This is a genomic window from Acinetobacter sp. NPDC052428 (assembly GCF_044547685.1).
GTDB classification, from domain to species: domain Bacteria; phylum Pseudomonadota; class Gammaproteobacteria; order Pseudomonadales; family Moraxellaceae; genus Acinetobacter; species Acinetobacter lwoffii_G.
The window spans coordinates 39,449-55,794 of record NZ_JBIUAT010000013.1 but is presented as its reverse complement, the minus strand read 5'-3'; the positions used below and the strand labels follow the sequence as shown (position 1 = coordinate 55,794).

The following is a 16,346-nucleotide window of genomic DNA, read 5'->3' as shown; positions in this document are numbered from 1 at the left end:
TCTAAATTCTTTAACTGATCAGCATTATTCAATGTTGAAGGCTTTTAAATGACTCAATCTGATTTACCACTTGGCATAATGCTGCTCAAGCAAGGCATATTCATTCAGTAAAATAATTTCCTGATCATCCTGCTGAATCGTTCCTGAAACCTTGGCCTGCCACTGACTAAACTGGCTGCCCACCAGACGCAGGTTCAGATTTTCATAACGGCGCCAGCCTGTACTCACTATCAGATTCAATTTTTCATCCAGTGACTGAATCGTCCATTGGTTTTCAGATTCCTGCTGGAACAGTACATCGGTCAATGGATAAATCTTTCCATTGATCCACAGACAGTTTTCATTGCCAAAGCTTTCATTCACGCCTGAGGCCAGATTAATGCCGATCCGGTTCTGGTTCACATCCCAGAAATTACAGGACAGCCAGAACCAAGCCGTTTCCGGGCGTAAAAAGCCACACGTATCATCTAATGAGGCAAAGCTGCGTTCATTAAACTGGATGGTTTCACCTTGCTTGTTAATGAAAAAACCTTCACAGCCCAAGGTGGTTAATTTCTGGGTATAGGTCCAGCCGTTGATGCCGGTCGGACTGCACATACTCAGTGGATCAGTTCCGGCACAAAAAATTCGCGCACTGAGTTTAATCTCGCCATATTTGCTGACATTGATATAACGCACGCCGTTGGCATGCTGGATATCGATCTGAAAAGGTGAATTATGGAAATAACTATGATTAAACAGTGGCTGTTCATCCAGCACAGTGTTGCGTGACAGGAAATTAATCGCATTCCATTCCAACACTTCATTGCTCATATGGTTATAGACATAGACAAAACCATGCCCTGCCCATGCAATATCGGCAATTGCCAGTCCAATCGTATAATGCTCATGCTGAATACTACAGAATTTGAATTTTTTATATTTTAGATGCTTGCGCCAGCCTGACAGCACATGACCATAAGGATTTTTGTATTGATATGCCTGATAGTCAATACTTTTTGGAAGCTCCTTAAAACGTCCATAACGCGGTTGTCCATTTGCCTGAATTAAATCCATTTAAGACATTCCATCTCAGTCAAAACTGTTTTTCCTTGGCAGTATTATGCCGATTATTAAATTTTGATAAAGAGATTTTTTAAACCGCTTATCGAATCATCAAGCCAGCCGCAGGTTTAATTCAATCACAGACCGCTTTAAATCGTGAGATAGGTATTTTCCCAGCGATTGCCACTGAAACTACCTTCTAACAGTTGTACGTAGCGGCCATAAACCTGATCAATGGCAATACAGTCATCTACATCCAGCACACGGTCAGTATGCTGTTTTTGCCAGTGCCGGGCGAAGTAAGCTTTACCGCGCTGTTTGGCCACCATGGCATTCTGCGCAACCACCAGCACATAACGATGCAACTCGCCAAATTCACGTGGATCATAACCACCCAGATTAATCAGCCAAAGTTTTTCATCGGATTGCTGTGGCTGTGCATCAGTAAATTGCAGCGCATAGGACTTGCCCTCGAACTCTAGCCCGTTGATTTGCGCCCAGGCATCAATATGCAGACCTTGCTGCTCAGCAAACCAGGCATTTTTCAATTGCGGATAGGTGTCTTCCAGACTCTCTCCTACTGCCAAAACCACATCATGAACTTCTGTATTGGCACGGGCATGACGACCACCGAGCATTACAATAAACAGGCTAGGCATTACATTTCCTTGTTAGCGTCAATCTTTAAGATCAGTTAATTGATGCTTGCCAGTATAGCGCAAAGTCATTCCATGATGATGCAGCCATCTGTCAAGGGCAAATTTGCATAGTCAGCCTGACTGAATTTGCGCAAAACAGCATCAAATCACTCGCTCTCAATATCCATATCGAGGATCAGCTTAAGCCTGTCTCAGGACCAAAAACTCATTTTCAGTGAATACAATTGGCTAACAGAGCATTTCCGATCATTTTCATCAGGATTTACAGCGATAGAGGATTATTTTTTTGTACAAAATACAAACACGGCTAAACCGCACAAATCTGTACAAATTTTCGCCCAAATTTCAATCTAAAGGCATATTTCGTTGACTGAAATGCGCTGAAAGACGATACTCTCAATGTTTTTATTTAAGCAAATCGGTTCAAAGAGGCTGGGCCAAAAGTTCGGTCCTCAGAAACTCAATCCAACGCAAGGGGCTATATATGGCTGGTGGAAAGTCAACTATCATTTACACACTGACCGACGAGGCGCCATTACTGGCGACTTATTCTCTGCTGCCGATCATTGAGACCTTTACTAAGCCAGCTGGCGTTGAGATCGTCAAAAGTGACATCTCTGTAGCTGTGCGCGTGCTCTCCGAATTTACAGATTACCTAAGCGAAGAGCAAAAGGTGCCTGACACTCTAGCTGAGCTAGGTCGTCTTACACAAGATCCAGACACGAACATTATCAAACTCCCAAATATCAGTGCTTCTGTTGGCCAGCTAACAGCGTGTATCAAGGAACTTCAGTCTAAAGGCTATGCAATCCCTGACTATCCTGAAAACCCGACCACTGAAGAAGAAAAAGCAATCAAGGCACGTTATAGCAAATGTCTTGGTTCAGCAGTAAACCCGGTTCTACGTGAAGGTAACTCAGACCGTCGTGCACCTGCTGCCGTTAAAAACTACGTGAAAAAACACCCGCACTCTATGAGCGAGTGGAAACAGTGGTCACAAACTCACGTTTCACACATGGACGAAGGTGACTTCTACCACGGCGAAAAGTCGATGACTTTAGACCGCGCACGTGATGTGAAAATGGAACTGATCACCAAGTCTGGTGAAACCATCGTTCTTAAGCCAAAAGTTGCGCTTCAAGACGGCGAAATCATCGATTCAATGTTCATGAGCAAGAAAGCACTTTGCGACTTCTACGAGAAAGAACTTGAAGACTGTCGTGAAGCGGGCATCCTGTTCTCTTTACACGTTAAAGCAACCATGATGAAGGTGTCTCACCCGATTGTATTTGGTCACTGTGTAAGAATCTACTACAAAGAAGCATTCGAAAAACATGGCAAGCTTTTTGATGAGCTTGGCATTAATGTCAATAACGGTATGGCAGGTCTTTACGAGAAGATCGAGGCGCTTCCAACTTCTCAACGTGAAGAAATCATCCGTGATCTACATGCTTGCCAAGAACACCGTCCAGCATTGGCAATGGTTGATTCAGCAAAAGGCATCACTAACTTCCACTCTCCTAACGACGTAATTGTAGATGCTTCTATGCCTGCAATGATCCGTGGTGGCGGTAAAATGTGGGGTGCTGACGGCAAACCTTACGACTGTAAAGCGGTAATGCCTGAATCTACATTCGCACGTATTTACCAGGAAATGATCAATTTCTGTAAGTGGAATGGCAATTTCGATCCAAAAACCATGGGTACTGTACCGAACGTTGGTTTGATGGCGCAAAAAGCTGAAGAATACGGCTCACACGACAAGACTTTCGAGATTTCTGAAGCCGGTGTTGCAAACATCGTTGATCTTGAAACTGGCGAAGTGTTGATGTCACAAAACGTGGAAGAAGGCGATATCTGGCGTATGTGTCAGGTGAAAGACGCACCGATCCGCGACTGGGTGAAACTTGCAGTTACTCGTGCACGTAACTCTGGCATGCCGGCAATCTTCTGGCTTGACCCGTACCGTCCACACGAAAATGAACTGATCAAGAAAGTTGAAAAATACCTGAAAGATCATGACACCACTGGTCTTGATATCCAGATCATGTCACAAGTACGTGCAATGCGTTATACGCTTGAACGTGTTGCGCGCGGTCTAGATACTATTTCTGTAACAGGTAACATCCTGCGTGACTACCTGACTGACTTGTTCCCAATCATGGAATTGGGTACATCTGCGAAAATGTTGTCTATCGTGCCGTTAATGGCGGGTGGCGGCATGTACGAAACAGGTGCAGGCGGTTCTGCTCCTAAGCACGTACAGCAGTTAGTTGAAGAAAACCACTTACGTTGGGATTCACTCGGTGAATTCATGGCGTTGGCGGTATCTTTAGAAGAAATGGGTATTAAAGAAGGCAATGACGACATCAAGTTACTTGCTAAAACTTTAGACCAAGCGACTGGTAAATTGCTAGATAACGACAAGTCTCCTTCTCGTCGTACTGGCGAATTGGACAACCGTGGTAGCCATTTCTACCTGGCGAAATTCTGGGCTGAAGAACTTGCTGCTCAAGACGAAAATGCTGAATTGAAAGCGAAATTTGCACCACTTGCAAAAACTTTAGCTGAAAATGAAGAGAAAATCGTTGCTGAGCTTGCAGAAGTTCAAGGCAAATCAGTAGACATCGGCGGTTACTACGCAGTTGATCAAGAAAAAGTAAATGCAGTGATGCGTCCAAGTGCAACGTTGAATGCTGCTCTTGCTTCTATGTAATGAGTTAAAAAATCGATTTAACCTTAGGTTAAATTGATTAAAAAAACCGGCACTGACGTGCCGGTTTTTTTTATGTCCAATTCATGCAGCGCAATCACTGAAGCAATCCATTTTTTAAGCAGTTCTATGCAGTGTTATTTTCACAAGCTATCTTTTAAATCAAGAAGATAATTTTGAAGAGCAGATAAAAAGAAACAGGTTATTATTTTTCAGACAATAAAAAACCCCAAGACTGAATGTGCTTGGGGTTTTTTAGAATTTTGGTCCCGAGGGTCGGACTCGAACCGACACGTCATCTCTGACAGCGGATTTTGAGTCCGCCGCGTCTACCAATTTCACCACCTCGGGAGTGGATGAAAGGTATAATACGCGATTTCTCAGCACTGTCAACGCAGAATATTTTCATTTGTTTATTTTTAAAACAAATCGCATTTTTTCGTTTTAAAATCGAGCAATTCCCGCCATAAAAAAGAAAAAAGTTTATACTAGCCGCAGTTTTTTTAGCGTAAATCATCATGCAACTTTCTGATTTTAATTTTGATCTCCCCGATGAGCTGATTGCTCGCTACCCACTGGAAACACGCAGTGCCTCTCGCCTGTTGCACCTCGATGCCCAAGGTCAATATCATGACCATCAATTTACCGATATTCTGGATTTACTTGAAGACGGCGACTTGTTGGTATTAAACGACACCAAAGTCATGAAGGCCCGTTTAAAAGGTAAACGTGCTTCAGGCGGTGCGGTAGAAGTGCTGGTTGAGCGTATGCAAGATCGCTTTATTGCCTATTGTCATATTAAGGCCAGCAACACTCCGAAAGCCGGTGCAGAACTTTTTATTGGCCCGGATGCAGTGAAAGTGACCGTACAAGGCCGTCATGAAAATCTGTTTATTGTAGAATTTTCACAACCAATTCTCGATGTGCTGGATCAATACGGCGCCTTGCCGATTCCGCCTTATTTCAACCGTGAAGCGGAAGAGATTGATACTGAACGTTATCAAACCGTGTTTAATGACCCAACCAAACTGGCCAGCGTTGCAGCACCTACTGCCAGCCTGCATTTTGATGCCGATCTGTTGGCAAAATTGGAAGCCAAAGGGATTCAAAAAACTTTTGTGACCCTACATGTTGGTGCAGGTACTTTCCTGCCAGTGCGTACCGATGATATTCAAAATCACATCATGCACAGCGAATGGTGCGACGTCCCTGAAACTGCGGTCGAGATGATTCGTCAGACTAAAGCCCGCGGTAATAAAGTCATTTCTGTAGGCACGACTGCCACCCGTGCAGTCGAAAGTGCAGCACAAGCACATAACGGTGAACTGGCAGCCTGGACAGGTGATACCCAGATTTTCATCTATCCGGGTTATCAGTTTAAAGTGGTCGATCGTTTGATCACTAACTTCCATTTACCAGAATCGACCCTGTTAATGCTTGTGTCTGCCTTGTCCAATCGTGACAATATTCTCAATGCTTATAAGCATGCAGTAGACAGCCAGTATCGCTTCTTCAGTTATGGCGATGCCATGCTGATTGATCAGGCGAAATAAGCGAGAACCATTGCCCATGCCGATCGAGTCTGTACAACAGTCCATTCATATTCGCCGCAAGAAAAATGCAGTGGTGTTTCAAAATATCGCTCGGCTTTGGGATCTGGGTCAACAGGCCAAAACGCATCAGCAATTGCTGGATGGGCTGCATCCCTGGAATGGCCCGATTACGCTCAAGTTTGAAAATAACCTGCCGCTTGCGCTTGCCGGAATTGGGCTTTTTCTGATTGGCAGCATTTTTATTGCGCCGGGAAATATCTGGATTCAGGGCAGTGTTTTTCTCGGCTGTCTCTGCATCTTCTGGGCCTATATTTGCTATGAACAGCAGCAGCCCTTAGAGGAAGTCATTGCTTTTCTGGAAGAACAGGCACTGGCCAAGAAATATCAGCTTGCTTTTCAAAAACAGCCACAGCATATTTCCATGCCACTCAATCCCCTGCACTTTATCCGGCATTTAAAACAATTATTTCCAGTATTCAATCAAGGTTCGTTGAGTAATGAGATTCAGCGTTATGCCAGCACGGTCTGGGAAGATGAAAACGGCCAGCAACATCAGGTACTGCTATTTCAATACCACTATATTGATGAAGTGCAGGCCCGAAACAAGGAAGGTCAGCCAGTCAAACTGATGCAGGTCCATAAAGACCTGTGGGGCTTGTTTGTTTTTGATATCCAGATTCAGGGACTGGCCGTTACGACTTCTAGAAAGAAATTTTATTATCCTTACAGCCATCCCTGGCACAGCAGCGATATTCGCACTAACCAGAGATTAAACTTTTATGGCAGTGATCCGATGCAAACTGCCAAATTACTCAGTCCAGGTTTTGTGCTGCGACTGGCCGATTTTTTTGAACAGCGTCAGGGTGATGTACTGTTTCATCCGGAAAATAAAATGCTGTGCTATCTGGGACCCAATGATTTATTTCAGGTATCGAGCAAGCAGCAGAATATTAGCGATATTTCCACATTGCGCGGTCATCTGAGAACGTTTAAATTAAAACAGCTCGAAAACTTACAACATGATCTGCTACAGTTTTTAAAATAAATTTTCCGCATCATTTTTAAAATATAGATATAGCTTGGGGAGATCTCGGATGGGATTTTTGATTTTATGTTTGGTCATTGTGGCACTGATTGTTTCGATTATCATGATCCGCAACAGTATTGTCCGTCATCATAACGCTACGATTCGCGCCTGGTCGGATGTCGCCAGTTATGAACGGCAAAAACTGAAAATTCTGGATGGTTTGCAACCGCTGGTCGAGCAATACTCGAATTTTGAAAAAGGCACGCTAGAAAAAGTCACCGAACTGCGTCAGAACATCATGAACCTGAATATCAAGGATGCCGATATTGGACAATTACAACGCATTGAAAGTCTGAACAAACAGTTAATGCATAGCCTGAATGTCGTGATTGAAAATTATCCGGAACTGAAAGCCAATGACATCTATCTGAAAATGATGGCTGAAATTGAAGAACAGAATGAAAATGTCGGTGCGGCGATTACCATTTATAATCGCAATGTCGAGCTGTTTAACAACCAGATCCAGATTTTTCCGCACAACATCATTAATAATATGTTACTCAGAAAAAAAGTGGTACGTCCATTCCGTGATCAAAGCGTGACACAGAATTTTGATTACCGTCCGAACTTTCACTGAGTGAACAGCAAGATCTGATAAAATTTTGCATCCTTGGCGCATTAACTTATTATAAAAATAGCCAAGGATGCGGCTGTACCTATCTAAAACTTATAATATAAAGAATAAAAATTATGCTGGATTATTTAGAGCACTTGCAACAGACGCTGGTCGAGGAATTTTATCGGTTATACGACCATTATCAGGATGATCAAATCTATGCCTGTAGTCTGGTCTTTGACGAATTTTTACTGCTGGATGATCTGGCCATTTCGACTGAACGCAGTATTTTTAAAGATCCGGAATATCTTCAGCAATATCTGGCGGAACAGGATCGCTGGAATGTCCGGAAATGGCGTTATCGGGCACATGCTTTGCCCCACTCTGGACTCATTCCCTTTAAAACCTTGCTGGCCGATTATTTTAAAACCCAGCACAGCTTTGGCCATCCGGTATTGGCACAGCAAAAACAGCTGCACGCGACGCATCTGGATTTATTGCTGGAGAGTTTTAAACAGGCCAAACATCGTCTTTCTGAGGCCTATGGTCTGGATCTGGATAGCATCCTGTTTTCATGAGCCTGCCGACCCAAGTCGAATTTGAATGCCAATCTGCGCAGACCCTGAAGCCTGAGCATATTCATTTACAGAAATTTCTGGCATCCAGACAAACTACTCATTTACCTGCCATGCAGAAACGCTTGAAACTCTCGCAAAACGACAAGGATATTCTGATTGATCTGGAGCAGATGCTGGTAATGGAGCCTTATGACTATCTGCAAGTGGCGCAAGATGCCTATTTGCTGACCTTGGAATCCTACTTTGTCGATAGCAATATTTATATCCAGAAACTGATCCAGCATATCGCTGCAATGGCCTCCGAGCCGGATGGCAGCTGCGCCCTTAGCCGGGAAGATATCCAGCAGCGCTTGCAGCAGTTTTCTCCACATCCGCCAATATCTCCGGATGTTCCCTAGCTTCAGCGATAAATAAAATTACAGAGCGAATGCTCTACAATGCTGGCGTTTAGTGTAAGAATCAAGGAAAATAGCGCCCTTTAGCTATAACAATCAGCGAACTGTTTTTTCGCCTTGATGTGGAACTCCTATGAAGTTTGAAAAATTAGGTCAGTCGGGCCGTGCCCGTCGTGGTCGTTTAACGCTTGAACATGGTGTGGTTGAAACCCCGATGTTCATGCCTGTGGGTACGTATGGTACGGTCAAGGGCCTGTTGCCACGTGACATTAAAGAGATCAAATCTCAAGTCATTCTGGGCAATACTTTCCATTTGTATCTACGTCCAGGACTGGATGTAATTCGTGAACATGGCGGCCTGCACGGATTTATGAAATGGAATAGTCCCATTTTGACCGATTCAGGCGGCTTCCAGGTCTTCAGTCTGGGCGCAATGCGTAAAATTAAAGAAGAAGGTGTGACCTTCCGCTCGCCGATTGATGGTTCAAAAGTATTTTTATCTCCTGAAATTTCAATGGATATTCAGCACACGCTGAACTCTGACATTGTAATGATTTTTGATGAATGTACCCCGTACCCTGCGACGCATGAAGAAGCGCAAAAATCGTTGCAACTTTCTTTACGCTGGGCCAAACGCTGTAAAACCCAGCATCATGACGTGCTGAAAAACCGTAATGCGCTGTTCGGTATTATTCAAGGCGGCATGTATGAAGATTTACGTGATGAATCTTTAAAAGGCCTGCTAGAAATCGACTTTGATGGTTATGCGATTGGCGGCCTGTCCGTTGGTGAGCCAAAAGAGGAAATGATCAAGGTACTGGATTATCTTCCAGAAAAAATGCCTGCAGACAAACCGCGTTATTTGATGGGTGTCGGCAAGCCTGAAGATATTGTGGAAGCGGTACGTCGTGGTGTGGATATGTTTGACTGCGTGATGCCAACCCGAAATGCACGTAACGGTCACTATTTTGTGACAGACGGCTTGGTGCGGATCCGTAATAGTAAATATCGTCATGACCAGAGTCCACTCGATCCGCATTGCGACTGCTATACCTGCCAGAACTTTACCCGTGCCTATTTATTCCATCTTGAGAAATGTGGAGAAATGCTCGGCTCTATGCTCGGTACAATTCATAATCTGCGCTATTACCTGCGTTTGACTGAAGCGATGCGTGATGCATTAGACAACGGTACATTTGACGAATTTGTTCATGACTTTTATGCCCGCCGTGGCCTGGAAGTGCCACCTTGTCCGCAAGATTAATCCATCAGTATTTGCGCTGAGGAAAAAGACAATGTAAATTGCAAGAATATGTCAATTTATTATCGAGTTGATCACCAGTTTTTTATTTTAGGAAAATGTAATGAGCCTTTTTATTTCGACTGCTCACGCTGCAGGTGAAGCTGCACAACAACCAAGCATGATGGCGAACCTTTTGATGATTGCTGTTTTTATTGCAATCTTCTATTTCTTGATCTGGCGTCCTCAATCTAAACGTGCCAAAGAACACCGTGCTTTGGTCGACAGCCTTGGCGTTGGCAGTGAAGTGGTATTTGCAGGCGGATTAATGGGCAAAATCACCAAGATTGAAGGTGACTTCGCAGTGGTTGAATTGAGCCGTGGTGTAGAAGTCAAAGTTCAACGTGCAAGTGTGATTTCAGTCCTCCCTGAAGGCACTTTAAATAACCTTTAATCAAAAATAGTCGTGCCCTCGCACGACTTTTTCATTTTAAGAAGAAAACGAATGCGTTACCCAGCATGGAAATATGTACTGATCCTGGTTGTCCTGGTGATCAGTACCTTATATGCCCTGCCAAGTTTGTATCCAGATGAACCTGCTGTACAGATTTCGGGTGCCAAAGCCGGTACTCAAATTGATGCAAGCATCGTACAAAAAGCAGAGCAAATTTTAAAAACTGAAAATATTGCCACCCATGACAATAGCTTTGGCAACAATGCAGCTTTATTACGTGTAGATTCAAGTGAATCGCAGCTTAAAGCTAAAGAGGCTTTACGTCGTGGTTTAGGTGATGATTACGTGGTTGCATTGAACCTTGCCCCGACCACCCCAGAATGGCTGCAAAAAATTGGTGCCAAACCAATGAAGCTTGGCCTGGATTTACGTGGTGGTGTTCACTTCTTGCTTGAAGTGGATATGGACAAGGCCATTTCCCAGCGTATGGAAACCTCTGCGACGGATCTACGTCGTCAGTTGCGTGATAACAACCTGAAATTTAATAGCCTGAATTTAAGCAACAACACCATTGTGATGCAGTTTGCCAACAATGATGATCGTTCTGCAACGATGGACTTCTTGCGCCGTAATGGCAATGAGTTTACCCAGCAGGCTGTTGCGACCGAGACCGGTTCGACTTTACGTTTGAACTATACCGATGTGCGTAAGCAAGAAATTGAATCTTATGCTGTCAATCAGAACTTGACCACTTTACGTAACCGTATTAACGAGTTAGGGGTGGCAGAAGCATTGGTTCAAACCCAGGGCAGCAACCGTATTGTGGTTGAGCTTCCTGGTGTACAGGATACCGCTGAAGCGAAACGTGTCCTGGGTCGTACTGCGAACCTGGAATTCCGTTTAGTTTCTGACCAGAATGATCAATACATTGATCCATATACTGGTCAGGCAACGGGTGCATTGCCACCAGGCACAGAAGTATTTGCTTATGAATCATTGGACAGTGGTCGTCAGCTCCTCCTGAACCGTAACCGTATCTTAACCGGTGAACGTGTTCAGAATGCATCCAGTGGCTTTAGCCAGGACACAGGCGGTGCAGAAGTGAACATTACCCTGGACAGCGCAGGCGGTAAGCTGATGGCAGATGCGACCCGTAATGCAGTCGGCAAACGTATGGCCGTCTTGTTCATCGAGAACAAACAGCGCATTAACTATGTTGAAGACCCTGCGACCGGTACGCAAACTGAAGTGCGTACACCGTATACCGAATCTGTGGTCATTAACGCTGCAACCATTCAGGCAGTACTGGGTTCTCAGTTCCGTATTACCGGTCTGGACTCACCGCAAGAAGCTGCTGAACTTGCCTTGATGCTGCGTGCAGGTGCATTGGCTGCGCCAATGTACTTTGTAGAAGAACGTGTGATTGGTCCAAGTCTGGGTCAAGAAAACATCGATAAAGGTGTACTTTCAACTCAGATCGGTTTCCTTCTGGTTGCCATCTGGATGGTGGTATTCTTCCGTCTGTTTGGTGTGATTGCCAACTTTGCCCTGGTCTTTAACCTGGCGATGATTCTGACAGTCATGTCCTGGATTGGTGCTTCCCTTACCCTTCCTGGTATTGCTGGTATCGTCATTACCATTGGTATGGCAGTCGATGCCAACGTACTGATCTGTGAGCGAATACGGGAAGAAATGAAATGGGGGGCTTCGCCGAAACAGGCGATTGTGGCCGGTTATGATCGTGCCTATAACACCATTTTCGACTCGAACTTGACCACATTCCTGGTGGCGTTCATTCTGTTCGCGATTGGTACAGGTCCGATCAAAGGCTTTGCCGTAACCCTGATGATTGGTATTGTCTGCTCGATGTTTACTGCCATTACAGTAACGCGTGCCGTGGTACAGCTCATTTATGGCAAAAAACGTAACTTGAAAAAGTTGAGCATTTAAGGAGATCACTGATGACTGAAAATACTCAACTGAATCAAAAACAGTACGGTCGCCCGGAAGACGAACGCATTATTCCGTTTATGAAGATTGCGATGCCTGCGGCATTGTTTTCAATCCTCTTAACCGTTGCGAGTATCTTCTTTATTGCCACCAAAGGCCTGAACCTCGGTTTAGACTTTACCGGTGGTGTGGCAGCCGAATTAAACTATACCAATCCGGTCAAACCTGAAGATGTCTCCAAGGCATTGAACCAGGCAGGCTTTAATGATGCTGTGGTTCAGACTTTAGGTTCTGAACGTGACCTGATGGTGCGTATGCCGGTTCAGGAAGATATCGAAGCTGAAGACCTGACCAAAGCTGTTACAGCCGCAGTTCAACTGCCAAATAATGCGGCAGAAGTACCGAAGGTTGATGTCGTAGGTGGACAGGTCGGTAATGAGCTCTATGTCCGTTCTGGCGGTGCTGTGGCACTTGCGCTCCTGCTGATGCTGGTCTATGTCACCATCCGCTTTGAGGTCAAGCTGGCTATGGGTGCAGTATTGTCACTGTTCCATGATATCGTCGTTACCCTCGGGATTTTTGCGATGATGCAGTGGCCATTTGACCTCACTGTACTTGCGGCACTCCTTGCAATCATCGGTTTCTCACTGAATGATAATATCGTGGTCTCTGACCGTATCCGTGAGAACTTCCGTAAGATTCGTGGTGCAGAACCGGTCGAAATCATTAACATTGCCCTGACTGAAACCCTGCGTCGTACCATTCATACCTCTATGACCTTATTGCTCGTGGTGCTTGCCATGATGCTGATGGGTGGTGATGGTCTGAAATGGTTCTCGATCGCGATGTTTGTTGGTGTCTTTGTCGGGACCTATTCGTCGATCTATATTGGTACAGCCTTTGCCTTGTGGCGTGGTCTAAACCGTCAGGACTTTATTGTTCAGGTGAAGCCAGAATTTGAAGACGAGAACCAGATTCCATAATCTGTTCTGTTTCATGTTCATCGTTCAGCCCGTCTTATGATGGGCTGAATTATTTCTGCTGTTTGAATATGTGGCAGTGGGAATAATCGAAATGACTGGATGGATTTTCTCAATATCGGTTTTTTGAAAAATCACCTGTCGGTGTTCATCCAGGCTTTGGAATTCATAATGATCCTGAGCTTCGCTCACCAACTGCAAAATTAGCTGCAGGCCATTGACCAGATATATACAGAGCATGCATGAAATTGGCAACCCGGCCTGTTTGTCACAAATCAGCCACCAACCTGATTTTAAGCTGGGAAAATAATACGGCCCTGCTACCTGAATCGCATAATGCTGTGCTTGCAGATGAAAAATATCCTGATTGAATGAGAGCGCTGAATCCAGGGAGATAAGTGCAAATGCCTGCTGTTCTATTACCTGCATTTGAAACAGAGTACCTTGCGCTGGAACCGGAGCTAATTCAACTTTTGGTTCAGTCGACTGATCTAGAATGAGCACATCTAGACCCAGTTGTTGTTCCAACTCCCTTGCTGCTTTCTCGCCGATCTGGCGTTTGCTATTCAGCAATTGCGCAATATATGAGGCTGACAAGCCGAAATGTTCACAGATCTCTTTGCCGGTTTTAAATTGCTGCGTCTCGATCAGCAAATCAATCACCTTGGCCAGATTATTTCGTCTACGTTCAAATATTTCGGTCGCGCTCATTTTGGTTTGCTGGTCTATTTTTTATGCATGTGATTCAAATACCTTACAATAAAAAAGCCCGCAATTGAATTGCAGGCTTTTTAAACTTAGGTAACAGGAATTAAGTACCCTGTACCAGACGACGCGCGCTGATAATTCCCGGTTGCTGCTCAAGACGGGCCAGCAGCTTGGAAAGTTGTGCCAGACCTTTGACTTCAATCAGCAGCTTCATATTGGCAATACCATCCGCTTCCGAAATGGTATTCACCTGACGGATATTGATCTGATCCGAGAAAATCACTTGCGTGAGATCTTTGAGCAAACCGCGTCGATCATAAGCTTCCACCACAATCTGTACGCTCTGACCACGAGTCGGCTGCATTTCCCAATCGGCTTCTACCGCACGCTCAGGCTCTTGGGTGATCATGCGCACATAGTCCGGACAGGCCACCTTATGAATGCTCACTCCACGATTCAGAGTGATATAGCCAGCGATCGATTCACCATGCACCGGTTGGCAACATTGCGCGACATGCAGTTCCACGTTATCTAAACCGTCGATCAGAATCCCGTGCGCTGACAGTGTATGACTGGCACGCGGGTTCAAGGCAGGTTTCAGCACCAGCTCAGGCTCGTCCTGATCCAGATGCATGTGACGGTTCACCTGATTAATCAGGGCATGCAGGCTGATATCACCATTGACCAGATTCACCAGAATGTCATCACCGGTTTTGACATTGAAGTGGTTGCAATAATCACTCAGATCAATCGATTTCGGATGAATTGCCAGACGTGACAATTCTTTGTTCAGTACTTCACGGCCGACTTCCAGGTTCTTGCTACGATCCTGCTGACGGAACCAGTGACGCAGCTTGTCCCGCGCACGGGCAGTCTTGATATAACCTAATGAATTGACCAACCAGTCCCGATTCGGTTCCCGGTCTTTTTTGGTCAAAATCTCGACCTGCTCACCTGTTTTCAGGGTATAAGTGAGTGGCACATAGCGCTGATTCACCCGTGCGGCATAGCACTTGTTCCCGACCTCGGTATGCACATGATAAGCAAAGTCGAGTACGGTCGAATCACGCGGCAGCTCTTTGATATCGCCATCACGGCTAAACACATAGATCTTTTCGAAGCCTTCAAAATCTTGAATATGCTCAAAATTCTCTATTTCATCTTCAGATTCTTTATGTGCACTGCTTTCATTACGTTCTTGATAATGCTCAAGTACCGCACGTAAGGAATGCAGACGATGGTTAAAGGAGCGATCTGTGGTTTTCGCGCCTTCTTTATAATTAAAATGTGAACATACCCCAAGTTCAGCTTCATCATGCATTGCATGGGTACGAATCTGCACTTCAAGTGACTTGTTCTCGGCAATCACCGCAGTATGCAAAGAACGATAGCCATTGGCTTTCGGATTGGTAATGTAATCATCAAACTGATGCGGAATATGGCGCCAGATCTGATGCACAATACCTAAAGTGTGATAACACTCCGGCACACTTTTCACCAGTACCCGTAAAGCACGAATATCATAGAGCTGGTCAAAGCTCAGGTTCTTACTTTTCATTTTTCGATAAATCGAATAAATGTGTTTCACCCGGCCATTAATTTCAGCTTCGATACCATGCTCGGCCAATTCATTGCGTAATTTATCAATCACAAACTGAATATACTGTTCACGCTCCAGACGCTTTTCATTCAGTAAGGAAGCAATTTCTTTATAACGTTCCGGCGCAAGATAACGGAAAGCCAGATCTTCCAGCTCCCACTTTAATTGGGCAATACCTAAACGGTGTGCCAGTGGCGAGTAAATGGTCAGAATTTCTCGGGCCACCCTTTCCTGACGCTCACGCGAGGAATTGGCCAGTTCACGCAAGGCATAGGTACGTTCAGCCAGCTTGACCAGAACAACACGTACATCTTCGGTGACCGAGATCAACATTTTGTAAATGCCAGACAGATGTTCACGCTGGTTATTATTAAAATGATCTTCCAAGCGTTTATTTTTTTCGATCAGCTCAGACAGCTTACCCATGGCAAGCGTACCTTTGACCAGGCTATGCACCTGTTCGCCGAACTGTTCCAGTACTTCACTGAGTGGCATGACACCTTCACGAACAGCACGATACAACATCGCTGCGGACAAAGTATCTTCATCGACATGCAGATGCGCTAGAATATCCGCCATCTCAATACCAGTATAAAAGGTATTGGAGCGGTGCTGAACCGTACTTTGCAGCTCTCTTTCTAATGTTAAGTGGGCGACTTCTTCGAGCTGCGTTAAAGGTGCGCCATCTAATATGCCACGAACCCGATCCAACCATTCAGTCAGATCCTGGTGTGCTTGTTCGGCATGTTCTACAGTCGTCTCCTGTGACAACTCATTGAGTCGCCCAGGGAGTTGCTCACGTACTGTGACCATACCCGTCTCCTACTTT

12 protein-coding genes, 1 tRNA gene and 1 pseudogene are annotated in these 16,346 nt (G+C 44.9%); 9 read left to right on the top strand and 5 right to left on the bottom strand.

Going from position 1 to position 16,346, the window contains the following annotated elements:
• Positions 1-63: 63 nt before the first annotated feature.
• Both ACIG3F_RS09070 and ACIG3F_RS09065 read right to left on the bottom strand, forming a co-directional pair.
• Positions 64-1,056, bottom strand: a complete 993-nt coding sequence (locus ACIG3F_RS09070; RefSeq protein ID WP_396469869.1) for a DUF2804 domain-containing protein — start codon at positions 1,054-1,056, stop codon at positions 64-66.
• 137 nt (positions 1,057-1,193) lie between these two features.
• A complete protein-coding gene (locus ACIG3F_RS09065) occupies positions 1,194-1,703 on the bottom strand; it encodes a DUF1543 domain-containing protein (protein ID WP_071851651.1) in 510 nt (169 codons plus the stop codon).
• Between the two features lie 484 nt (positions 1,704-2,187).
• On the opposite strand from ACIG3F_RS09065, the gene ACIG3F_RS09060 reads away from it, so the two are divergent.
• Complete coding sequence (locus tag ACIG3F_RS09060; protein WP_396469868.1) at positions 2,188-4,419, top strand: NADP-dependent isocitrate dehydrogenase; 2,232 nt, start codon at positions 2,188-2,190, stop codon at positions 4,417-4,419.
• A gap of 261 nt (positions 4,420-4,680) precedes the next feature.
• On the opposite strand, the gene ACIG3F_RS09055 is transcribed toward ACIG3F_RS09060, so the two are convergent.
• A tRNA-Leu gene (locus tag ACIG3F_RS09055) sits at positions 4,681-4,767 on the bottom strand.
• A gap of 167 nt (positions 4,768-4,934) precedes the next feature.
• On the opposite strand from ACIG3F_RS09055, the gene queA reads away from it, so the two are divergent.
• The 8 genes and pseudogenes from queA to secF all read left to right on the top strand — a co-directional run bounded on the left by queA (position 4,935) and on the right by secF (position 13,212).
• Positions 4,935-5,969, top strand: a complete 1,035-nt coding sequence (gene queA / locus ACIG3F_RS09050) for a tRNA preQ1(34) S-adenosylmethionine ribosyltransferase-isomerase QueA (RefSeq protein ID WP_005106092.1) — start codon at positions 4,935-4,937, stop codon at positions 5,967-5,969.
• A gap of 16 nt (positions 5,970-5,985) precedes the next feature.
• Positions 5,986-7,014, top strand: coding sequence for a hypothetical protein (locus ACIG3F_RS09045; protein ID WP_396469867.1), 1,029 nt, complete (start codon positions 5,986-5,988; stop codon positions 7,012-7,014).
• 49 nt (positions 7,015-7,063) lie between these two features.
• The gene (locus tag ACIG3F_RS09040) at positions 7,064-7,633 is read left to right on the top strand and encodes a LemA family protein (protein WP_396469866.1); all 570 of its coding nucleotides are present in this window, start codon (positions 7,064-7,066) and stop codon (positions 7,631-7,633) included.
• Between the two features lie 113 nt (positions 7,634-7,746).
• Positions 7,747-8,588: pseudogene (locus tag ACIG3F_RS09035) on the top strand (hypothetical protein).
• Between the two features lie 130 nt (positions 8,589-8,718).
• A complete protein-coding gene (gene tgt, locus ACIG3F_RS09030) occupies positions 8,719-9,849 on the top strand; it encodes a tRNA guanosine(34) transglycosylase Tgt (RefSeq protein ID WP_005252828.1) in 1,131 nt (376 codons plus the stop codon).
• 100 nt (positions 9,850-9,949) lie between these two features.
• Positions 9,950-10,279, top strand: a complete 330-nt coding sequence (yajC, locus tag ACIG3F_RS09025; protein WP_004645158.1) for a preprotein translocase subunit YajC — start codon at positions 9,950-9,952, stop codon at positions 10,277-10,279.
• A 51-nt stretch (positions 10,280-10,330) separates the two neighbouring features.
• Positions 10,331-12,229 (top strand): protein translocase subunit SecD, encoded by a 1,899-nt coding sequence (gene secD, locus ACIG3F_RS09020; protein ID WP_396469865.1) that lies wholly within the window; start codon positions 10,331-10,333, stop codon positions 12,227-12,229.
• Positions 12,230-12,237: 8 nt separating this feature from the next.
• Positions 12,238-13,212: a protein translocase subunit SecF gene (gene secF / locus ACIG3F_RS09015; protein WP_171066787.1), complete on the top strand. Its 975-nt coding sequence runs from the start codon at positions 12,238-12,240 to the stop codon at positions 13,210-13,212.
• Positions 13,213-13,236: 24 nt separating this feature from the next.
• On the opposite strand, the gene ACIG3F_RS09010 is transcribed toward secF, so the two are convergent.
• A complete protein-coding gene (locus tag ACIG3F_RS09010; RefSeq protein ID WP_247144099.1) occupies positions 13,237-13,920 on the bottom strand; it encodes a hypothetical protein in 684 nt (227 codons plus the stop codon).
• A gap of 100 nt (positions 13,921-14,020) precedes the next feature.
• On the bottom strand, positions 14,021-16,330 hold the full coding sequence (locus ACIG3F_RS09005; RefSeq protein ID WP_044110572.1) for a bifunctional (p)ppGpp synthetase/guanosine-3',5'-bis(diphosphate) 3'-pyrophosphohydrolase: 2,310 nt from the start codon (positions 16,328-16,330) through the stop codon (positions 14,021-14,023).
• Positions 16,331-16,346 lie beyond the last annotated feature (16 nt).